This window comes from Zemynaea arenosa (genome assembly GCF_004614185.1).
Classification (GTDB): Bacteria; Pseudomonadota; Gammaproteobacteria; order Burkholderiales; family Burkholderiaceae_D; genus Telluria; species Telluria arenosa.
This window is the reverse complement of record NZ_SPVF01000195.1, coordinates 1-9,946: the sequence shown is the minus strand read 5'-3', so window position 1 is coordinate 9,946 and position 9,946 is coordinate 1. Positions and strand designations below refer to the sequence as shown.

Genomic DNA, 9,946 nt, shown 5'->3' with positions numbered 1-9,946 from the left:
GCCCAGCGCCAGCACGGCGCAGCGGGTCGGCAAGCCGCGGCGGGGCGCGGCCAATGGGTCGGGGGTGTGCAGCTTCATGCGGAGTCTCCTGTAGGCGAATATGTATCGAGCCTGCAAGAGTACTGTCCGGAAATCCACCGTTTGTCGCAAGTTTGTCCGCAATTTGTCACCGCCCGTCCTGGCCGCCACACTTCCCCCAGCCGTGTGGGCAAACACACTGGGAAAGAAAACGGGCACCCGCAGGTGCCCTGGTTGAGAAGAGCGGAACCGCGGCAGTTCCGGCGTCGTGCGCGTTAGTGGATGATCAGGTAAATGACTTTTCCGATTGATATGCCGAATTCAACGGCAAAGCACAGACCGATGACGGCACACGCCACCGCTCCGACAGCGCGCTGATTTCTGGATAGCAGTGGGCGAGCAGGACTGGACATTTTATTCATCGGTTCCTCCACGTTGTCGCGCCCGAAGTGGACGACTAGAACGAGACTGCACTGCATAGGTCACGCGGACTTCAGGAAGCCCCGGGAAATGAAAACCAGGCAATCGACTAATTCGCGCTCAGGCAATCAGCGCCTCGTCCTGCCCGGGCTCCCCTTCAGGCGTATCGGCTGGGGAACCACCGACAGGGCATGCTGGCTGGGTCAGGTCCTGTGCGATCTTCCCCTGGTGGAGCACCACAACACGCTCAGCCATCCGGATGGTCTCAGGGCGGTGAGCCACGATCACACGGGTCAAGCTGATCTGCCGAATGGCTTGGTTGACGGCTTGCTCGTTCCAAATGTCGAGGTGGCTCGTGGCTTCATCGAGCACAAGCAGCCGAGGGTTGCGATACAGTGCACGGGCCAACAAGATGCGTTGCTTCTGCCCGCCCGACAGGCCGGTGCCGATGTCGCCCACCAGCGTTTGGTAGCCCATAGGCATGGCGGCGATCTCGTGGTGGATCGCCGCTAACTGGGCGCAGGCCATCACATGCTCCATTTGCAGCTGAGGGTCAAAAAAGCCAATGTTGTCGGCGATCGAGCCAGCGAAAAGAGTGTCATCCTGCATTACCGTACCTAGCAGGTTGCGGTAGTTGTCCAACCCCAGTTGCTTGAGTGGATGACCGCCAACCAGGATCTCACCCTCGGTCGGTTCCATCAGGCCGAGAATTAATTTCATGAGCGTGGTTTTGCCGCATCCGGACGTTCCAGTCACCGCGATGCATTGTCCTGCCGGTATCGACAAGTTCAGGCCATCGATCACGAGTGGCTCGTGATCAGCATAGCGAAAGGACACATTGCGAAGCTCAATCGAGGGACTGATGGCATCCATATTCAGCTCGTGCACGCATTCATCATGTTCCGCCTCGGCGAGTACGATGTCCGCCACGCGCTCGCCATGCAGGCGCAGCATGCGCAGCTCGATCAGCTTGTCGACCAAGCTTCCCATGCGCTGGCTGAACTGGTCCTTGTAGCCGATAAAGGCGAACAGCATGCCGACTGAAAAGGCGTTGTCGAGCACGGCTCGCGCCGCCAGCCAGATCACGATGACACGCTCAGCATTGAACAGGAATGTGTTCAGGGTGTGGTAGGTGACACCCAGTTTGGCGATGCGTAGGTCGGCGTTAAACTGATCCGCCAGCGCATTCATCCAACCAGCTTTTCGCTCTTCACCGCGTCCGAACAGCCGAATGCTTTGCATGCCGCGGACAGACTCCAGAAAATGGGTCTGCTGCTTGGCCGCATGGATAATCTGCTCGGCCGATGCCTCGCGCAGCGGATGATACATGGCCAAACGCAGCAGCGCGTAGAGCACCACTGCGGCGCAGGCAACGAGCGCGAGCGGTACGCTGTAGAGCGCCATCATGCAAAGCGTTCCCAATGCCAAAAGACCGTCGATCGCCCCTTCTACGAACTGAGTGGTAAGGCTGCGCTGAATGGTCTGGATCGATCCGAAGCGCGAGACGATGTCGCCGCTGTGGCGCTTCTCAAAGTACGGCAACGGCAGCTTCATGAGGTGGCTGAAGGTGTTGCCCAGCCATTGCATGTTGAGGTTAGTCGACAGCACCGTCGTCACCCACGAGCGCACACCCGTGATGGCTGTTTGTAGCAGCACTAGCAGCAGGAAACCGCAGCCCAGGACTGTCACAAGATCCCGGTCGGCGGCCACGATGGCCTCGTCGACCAACCATTGCAGGTAGAACGGCGCGACTAACGTGCATACTTGCAGGGCTAGACCCAGGATCAGCAGTTGGACCAAGGCGCCGCGCAAGCCGACGATGCGCCCCATCAGTGACCGGAGAGTGAACTGCTGGGTCTCGCGGCGTGGTGCGAAGGAGGCGGTAGGCGTCAGCTCCAGCGCCACGCCCGTGAAATGTTTGCCGAATTCAGCCAAGGGCAGCTTGCGGCGGCCGACCGCTGGGTCGTGGATGACGGCGTCACGGAACGTTACCTGTTGCAGCACAACAAAATGATTCATATCCCAATGCAGCAGCGCGGGCAGCTTCAGCTGGGGCAAATGCTCTATGTCTAACTTGAGCGGGCGAGCTTGCAGAGCCAATCCTTGGGCCATCGCCATCACACCCTTGAGCGTGACCCCCTTCAACGAGAGCGAAAAGCGGCGCCGCATCGAGGCCAAATCCAGCTTGTGCCCCCAATAGGAAGCGACCATCGCCAGGCACGCCAGACCGCACTCGGCCGCCTCGGTTTGCAGCAGCACCGGCAATCTACGCCGGCTCCAGAACGCCAGGGACAGTTCGGAACGGTTCATGTTGGACTCGTGAGGTCGGTCAAAGACGGCCAGAGACGCTCAACAGCGGCTCCAGTATCCATTCGTAGAGGCGGCGACGCTCCAGCATGATGCTGGCATCGACCAGCATGCCGGACTTGAGTGGCAAGGCTTTTCCGTACGCGCGCACGGACTGACTGTCCAGCTGAACGCGGATACGATACAGTGGCTCGCCACCAGTAGCGCCACTAGGCAAATTGAGCTCGTCCGGTCGCAGCGCAGTGCTGGCAACCTCGCGCACGGTGGCTAAGTGCTGGCCAAACTTTTGATACGGGTAGGCTTCGTAGCGCAGCAGCACTCGCATGCCCGGTCGAACGAAGCCCGCAGCGCGTGAGGGCGCGTAGATTTCGCCCTCGAGCGCAGCTCCGGCGGGCAGCACCGATGCCAAGAGTGTGCCCGCGCCCACGGTTTGGCCAGCTTCGGCGGTGATGGCGGTGACCATGCCGTCGCGCGGTGCGCGCACCAAGATTTCGCGACGGGCTTCGTTCTCGGCTAAGTCCTGGGCAACCTGCGAGACGTTTCGCTCAATGGCTGCGGCATCGCGCTTGAATTGGAAGACCATGTCGTTGCGCTCGGCGACTGCACTCGCGAGGTCGCGCTGCCCGGCAGAGCGCAAGCGCTGCAGCTCGGTCAGACGCTGCCGCTGGTCCAGCAGGTCAACCTCGCGTTCTTGGTATTGGGCCTTCGAGATGAAGTGAGTTTCGCGCAGTTGGGCGTAGCGCTGCTGGGACTCCTCGGCTAGATTCACGCGACGGGTCTGCAGATCAATTTCCTTGTCAAGGTGGAGCTGCTCAGCATCCAGGCTACGCACACGGCGCTCAGCAGCGGCGATCCGCTGGGCTGCCTGGACATGGGACTGCTTGAGCTCGGTATCGTAGCTGATGCGGCGTTCCCGCAAAAGACGCGAAACAGTCTGCTGGGTTGAATCGTCCGATGATGTGCTGCGTTCGCTGGAGAGCGCAAACAGCACCTCTCCTCGCTTGACCTCCTGCCCTTCTCTCACCCGGCTTTCAACGACCACTCCACCCTGCACGGGTACTACTTTGAGCACCCCGACAGTCGGGATCAGATGGCCTGAGCACTGGACCTTTCGAGTGGCCCCGAAAAAGAAGAAAAAGGCGATCAACGCCAGACCGCTGGCGGCGAATAAAGCGGCCAGCACAGTGTGCGTGACGTTTTGCGCCAACACGACGGTGCCGTACTGGGCGCCAACCGCGTGTCCTATCGCTTGGCTCCGATAGAGGTCCGGGCGCAATGGCGCAGAGATTGATGTTTTCAAGGTGCGGGACACCGTCATGAATTCCGTTCCGCTGGGAGTGAGGGGAGATTCGTCATCGTAAGGGAGCTATGAGGCGGTTCTGACCGAATTTCTGCAAACCGTCCTCCTGAGAATCACTTCAATGATTTTCGCCACGACCTCGTCTTGCAACACTTTGGAACTATGCAAAGGCCTGTGCAACCCCCACGCAATTCCCCTGATTAGCTACTCTTCGGTTAATGAAGGCAACCCTGAACGCGGGCTGGGCCGGCACGAAGAGCCGCGCGACAGCCGGTGCCAAAGCGGAATGTTCGGCAACCTTTAGACAAATGATAGATAGTGTCGCAAGAATGTGCACAATCCGGCGATGTATGCGCACGCGAGAGTTACAGCTAGCAGCCGACTACCGGTAGAAGCTGCTGGGATGGGCAAGGAATGGCTCTTTATGAGCCACACGGCATACCCCGCACCGACCGCGCCCCCCCCTATGTGGCTAACTATGTCCACATTCGATGTGACCGCATCGGACAGGAGTTGGAGTCCAACCACAAGCATTACTAGCTGCGGAGGCAGTGAAACGCTTCCGGGGAGGCGCTGGTGACAAGCAAGTGAAAATGACACAAAAATTGCAAGTGCTCCCATTAAACCGCCCGATGCGCCAACCACATAATCGTAGGACGAGAAAACAACGCTAGAAATGGATCCAAAAGCTGCGGAGAGAACAAGCACAAAAACGAAACGCGGAGTGCCGATAATCGAATTAACACCGCGCCCGACTATTGCAAACGAAAAAAGATTGACGAAAAGATGCGCTGGGGAACTATGCAAGAAAAAGGCGGCTGGAATCCTATACCATTGACTCGTCGTTACCGAAAATTTCGTCAATGCGCCAAGCTCCAGTGCTCGATTATCTATTTCAAATGATAACGGATCGAGTGTTAGGGCATAGGTGACGCAAAGGATAATGGAGAGAATCCCAATTATTGGGAATTTACGATCGCCGCTCAAGGCTGACCTTCGGCCATCATTTGCGACTTTTGGCGCTAGCGGAACATGAGGCAAGCCGATGGTTAGCTCAACTAAGAATTCGTCGAAATCTTGCGGCGCAAGAAAATGCTCGCGTTCAACAATCCGCGGCGTCGCACCAAGCCGGCCAATCAAAATGCCAACGGTTGCGCCCCGGAACTGTATGGCTTCTAGCGATTTGATGTCCCTTGTGGGTATGATCTTCGGTGGCAACAGCGCACGAGGCAGATGAATTGCTTCGCTGCTCATCCGGATCACAGGTTCACGTAGTCCAATCCGGACGGCACGTGACATCACAAATATGACGACGAGAGCATACGTAGATGCCCAAGGAACAATGTTAAGTCCTAACGAGTCACGGTAAATCGAACAGTATGCAATGGCGTAAAGGAAGCTGAACGCGACAAGGGCGGATCTGCACCTCGTGACAGAATAATTCTTGTTGAAACGCCACTGGAGCATGCGGAGCTCTCCTTCACCGAAAAACGCATCGCGGGCCATGCCGCGATGCGTCTTGAGAAACAACAGTCTTACTTCATCAGCTGATAGCCACCGTACAGGGCCAAACCAGCCATCGCGAAGACTGCGACAGGAGCAGCTGCAAACGCGGCGCCAACGGCAAGAGCGCCCCAACCAGAACCAAATGCAGCAGCGCCTATAGCGGCGGCGCCGCCGAGTGCTGCAGTGCCCGTAATTTTCGGCTGTCCGCCGCTTACCCAAACAACCTCTTCAACAGTCAATTCGCGGATACCAGCAGCACACGCATTGGGCGTCTCAACTTTCATGATTCTCTCCATAGGTTTGGTGGAAGAACTGATGAGGCGATCGATGTCACCGCCTGCTGGCATTAAGCCAGCCTTTCCTCCATCAGACGTTGAGCAACGGCAATCACTAATACCCTCTAGGAACCACGCCACGCTGGAAAAAAGGGGCTCACCTCAAATACACAGCGCAGTGGTCAAAAGCAAAGAGGTGAAATTTGAAACGGGAGTATCCGAGCCGTAAGGTTCTAGGCTCCTTCCGCAAGCGTCAATCGAAACAGTTTTTTCGCCACATTTTTGCGAGCCGTACTGTGTGATCGCAGCTAATCAACCTGCATGTCCTCTTGATACCAAATACCTAAGGGGATCGGTTGATGACCTTTCACACGCGCTCTGGAGAAGTCTGGCTGGGCCGCAAACTCTAGCTGCTGACTTGAATTCCATATGAAGCCCCCCGCTAACGCCGCTTGCCGGGACTATATTCCCAATGTAAAAAGGCCGGATTCCTCGCGGAATCCAGCCCCTGGCTTGTGCTGCGCAGCGGATTACTTGGCGTTCATCAGCGCCACGGTGGTGTCCAGCATGCGGTTCGAGAAGCCCCACTCGTTGTCGTACCAGGACGAGACCTTCACCAGGCGGCCCGACACCTTGGTCAGGGTCGCGTCGAAGTTCGACGAGGCCGGGTTGTGGTTGAAGTCAACCGACACCAGCGGCTCGGTGTTGTAGGTCAGGATGCCCTTCAGCGCGCCTTCGGAGGCCGACTTCAGCAGGCTGTTGACTTCTTCCACGCTGGTGTCGCGCTTGGCGACGAAGGACAGGTCGACGATCGACACATTGATGGTCGGCACGCGGATCGCGTAGCCATCCAGCTTGCCATTCAGCTCCGGCAGCACCAGGCCGACCGCGGCGGCGGCGCCGGTCTTGGTCGGGATCATCGACTGGGTCGCGGAACGGGCGCGCCGCAGGTCTTCGTGCATCACGTCGGTCAGCACCTGGTCGTTGGTGTAGGCGTGCACCGTGGTCATCAGGCCGTTCTCCAGGCCGATCGCATCGTTCAGCGGCTTGACCAGCGGGGCCAGGCAGTTGGTGGTGCAGGATGCATTCGAGATCACGGTGTCGGTCGCCTTCAGCACGTCGTGGTTGACGCCGTAGACGACGGTCGCATCCACGTCCTTGCCGCCCGGTGCGGAGATGATCACCTTCTTGGCGCCGCCCTTCAGGTGCGCCGAGGCCTTCTCCTTCGAGGTGAAGAACCCGGTGCACTCCAGCACCACGTCCACGCCCAGCTCGCCCCACGGCAGCTCGGCCGGGTTGCGCTGCGCCAGCACGCGGATCTTGTCGCCGTTGACGATCATGTGCTCGCCCTCGACCACGACGGTGCCCGGGAACTTGCCATGGGTGGTGTCGTAGCGGGTCAGGTGAGCATTGTGCTCGGCGTTGCCCAGGTCGTTGATGGCCACGATCTGGATGTCGTGCTGCTTGCCGCCTTCGTAGTGGGCGCGCAGGATGTTGCGGCCGATGCGGCCGTAACCGTTGATTGCTACTTTGATCGTCATGCTTTGCTCCTGATGTTGAAGAAAGGGTTCCGCGCCGGCCTGCTTACAGCACCGACTTCGCTTTCGCTACGACGTTCTCGACCGTGAAGCCGAAGTGTTTGAACAGTACGCCCGCCGGGGCCGATTCGCCGAACGAATCGATCCCGACCACCGCCCCCTCGAGGCCGACGTACTTATACCAGAAGTCGGTCACGCCGGCCTCGATGGCCACCCGCGGCGCCGCGCCCAGCACGGCCTTCTTGTAGGCGGCATCCTGGCGGTCGAACACGTCGGTGGACGGCATCGACACCACGCGCGCGGCGATGCCTTCGCCCGCCAGCGCGGCGGCCGCGGCCACGGCCAGCTCGACTTCCGACCCGGTCGCGATGAGGGTGACCTTGGCATCGGCCACGTCCTGCAGCACGTAGCCGCCCTTGGCGATATTGGCGACCTGCTCGGCGCTGCGCTCCTGGTACGGCAGGTTCTGGCGCGAGAAGATCAGGGTCGAAGGACCATGGCGGCGCTGCACCGCCGCGCCCCACGCCACCGCCGATTCGGTGGTGTCGCACGGGCGCCAGTTGTCCAGCTGCGGGATCAGCCGCAGGGACGAAATGTGTTCCACCGACTGGTGGGTGGGGCCGTCTTCGCCCAGGCCGATCGAGTCGTGGGTGAACACGAAGATCGAGCGCTGCTTCATCAGCGCGGCCATGCGCAGGGCGTTGCGGCTGTAGTCGGAGAAGGTCAGGAAGGTCGCGCCGAACGGGATGAAACCGCCATGCAGGGCGACGCCATTCATGATCGCGGACATGCCGAATTCGCGCACCCCGTAGTTGATGTGGTTGCCCGGCTGGCCGGAGCGCACCGGCACGATTTCCTTCCAGTTGGTCAGGTTCGAGCCGGTCAGGTCGGCCGAGCCGCCCAGGAATTCCGGCAGGGCCGGGGCCAGCGCCTGGATCGCGTTTTGCGAGGCCTTGCGGGTGGCGATGTTTTCTTTCTTCTCGACGGTGGCGGCGATGGCCTTGGCCAGCACTTCGTCGAAGTTGGCGGGCAGGTCACCGGCCATGCGCCGCTGCAGCTCGGCGGCCTCTTGCGGGAACTGGGCCTGGTAGGCGGCAAACAGCTTGTTCCATTCGCCCTCGACCGCGGCGCCCTGCTCCTTCGCGTCCCAGGCGGCGTACACGTCCTGCGGGATCACGAACGGCTCGTGCGCCCATTCCAGATGCGCGCGCACGGCTGCGACTTCCTTGTCGCCCAGCGCGGCGCCGTGCACCTTGTCGCCGCCCTGCAGGTTGGGCGAGCCTTTGCCGATGATGGTCTTGCAGCAGATCAGGGTCGGACGGTCCGACTGCTTGGCCTGCGCGATGGCGGCGTCGACGGCAGCCACGTCATGGCCATCGACGTTGCGGATCACATTCCAGCCGTAGGCTTCGAAGCGCTGCGGGGTGTCGTCGGTGAACCAGCCTTCCACCTTGCCGTCGATCGAGATGCCGTTGTCGTCGTACAGCGCGATCAGCTTGTTCAGGCGCAGCGTGCCGGCCAGCGCGCAGGCCTCGTGCGAGATGCCTTCCATCAGGCAGCCGTCGCCCAGGAACACCCAGGTGTAATGGTCGACCACGTCCAGGCCCGGCTTGTTGAACTGGGACGCCAGCAGCCACTCGGCCAGCGCCATGCCCACGCCGTTGGCGATGCCCTGCCCCAGCGGACCGGTGGTGGTTTCCACGCCCGGCGTGATGTCCACTTCCGGGTGGCCCGGGGTCTTGGAGTGCAGCTGGCGGAAGTTGCGCAGGTCGTCCATGCTCACGTCATAGCCGGCCAGGTGCAGCAGCGCATAGTGCAGCATCGAGCCATGGCCATTCGACAGCAGGAAACGGTCGCGGTTGATCCACTTCGGATTGGCCGGGTTGTGGCGGTAGTGGCCGGCCCACAGCGCTACGGCGATCTCGGCCATGCCCATGGGCATGCCGGGGTGGCCGGAGTTGGCCTTCTGGACGGCGTCCATCGCCAGCGCGCGGATCGCGTTGGCCATCTGAGTGGTCGGTAGGGTTTTCATGAAATGCCTGGAGGTCTGATTGGAATGCTGGGGTCGTGCTGGACAACTGAGCCTGAGATTTTACCAGAGTGGGGGTGGCAAGAATTAAAATACGCGCCATCAAACTTTGCATATGAGACATATCCATGGCCCGTTTTTACTGCCCTCTGCCGCTCGCCGCCGGCGGTGAGGTCGACCTGCCGGAGGCGGTCGCGCACCACCTGTTCGTGGTGCGCATGCAGCCGGGCGACGCCCTGACCCTGTTCGATGGCACGGGCGGCGAATGGCGGGCCGAGCTGGCGGACGTGGCCAAGCGCCGCGCGAGGCCGAGCTGCCCGGACGCGTGACCCTGGCGCAGGGGCTGCCCGAGGGAACGAAGATGGACTGGATCGTGGAGAAGGCGGTGGAGCTGGGCGTGGCGGCGCTGCAGCCGCTGGCGCTGGCGCGCAGCGTGGTGAAGCTGTCCGCCGAGCGCAGCGAAAAACGGGTGGCGCACTGGCGCGGGATCGTCGCGGCCGCCTGCGAGCAGAGCGGGCGCAACCGGCTGCCTGAGGTGGCCGAACCGCTGGCC

At 60.8% G+C, this 9,946-nt stretch carries 6 protein-coding genes and 1 pseudogene; 1 reads left to right on the top strand and 6 read right to left on the bottom strand.

Annotation, left to right across the window (positions count from 1 at the left end):
* Nucleotides 1-558: 558 nt before the first annotated feature.
* The 6 genes from E4L96_RS15225 to tkt all read right to left on the bottom strand — a co-directional run bounded on the left by E4L96_RS15225 (nucleotide 559) and on the right by tkt (nucleotide 9,372).
* Nucleotides 559-2,748, bottom strand: a complete 2,190-nt coding sequence (locus tag E4L96_RS15225) for a peptidase domain-containing ABC transporter (protein WP_135208073.1) — start codon at nucleotides 2,746-2,748, stop codon at nucleotides 559-561.
* Between the two features lie 19 nt (nucleotides 2,749-2,767).
* The gene (locus E4L96_RS15220) at nucleotides 2,768-4,063 is read right to left on the bottom strand and encodes an HlyD family secretion protein (protein WP_135208072.1); all 1,296 of its coding nucleotides are present in this window, start codon (nucleotides 4,061-4,063) and stop codon (nucleotides 2,768-2,770) included.
* A gap of 282 nt (nucleotides 4,064-4,345) precedes the next feature.
* Complete coding sequence (locus E4L96_RS15215; RefSeq protein ID WP_167758703.1) at nucleotides 4,346-5,299, bottom strand: rhomboid family intramembrane serine protease; 954 nt, start codon at nucleotides 5,297-5,299, stop codon at nucleotides 4,346-4,348.
* 281 nt (nucleotides 5,300-5,580) lie between these two features.
* Nucleotides 5,581-5,835 carry a hypothetical protein gene (locus E4L96_RS15210; protein WP_135208070.1) on the bottom strand — a complete coding sequence of 85 codons (255 nt, stop codon included), beginning with the start codon at nucleotides 5,833-5,835 and terminating at the stop codon, nucleotides 5,581-5,583.
* Nucleotides 5,836-6,356: 521 nt separating this feature from the next.
* Complete coding sequence (gene gap / locus E4L96_RS15205; protein ID WP_135208069.1) at nucleotides 6,357-7,367, bottom strand: type I glyceraldehyde-3-phosphate dehydrogenase; 1,011 nt, start codon at nucleotides 7,365-7,367, stop codon at nucleotides 6,357-6,359.
* Between the two features lie 43 nt (nucleotides 7,368-7,410).
* Nucleotides 7,411-9,372 carry a transketolase gene (gene tkt / locus E4L96_RS15200; protein WP_135208074.1) on the bottom strand — a complete coding sequence of 654 codons (1,962 nt, stop codon included), beginning with the start codon at nucleotides 9,370-9,372 and terminating at the stop codon, nucleotides 7,411-7,413.
* 149 nt (nucleotides 9,373-9,521) lie between these two features.
* Between tkt and E4L96_RS15195 the strand changes: the two are divergent.
* A pseudogene (locus E4L96_RS15195) lies at nucleotides 9,522-9,946 on the top strand (RsmE family RNA methyltransferase); the annotation flags it as partial.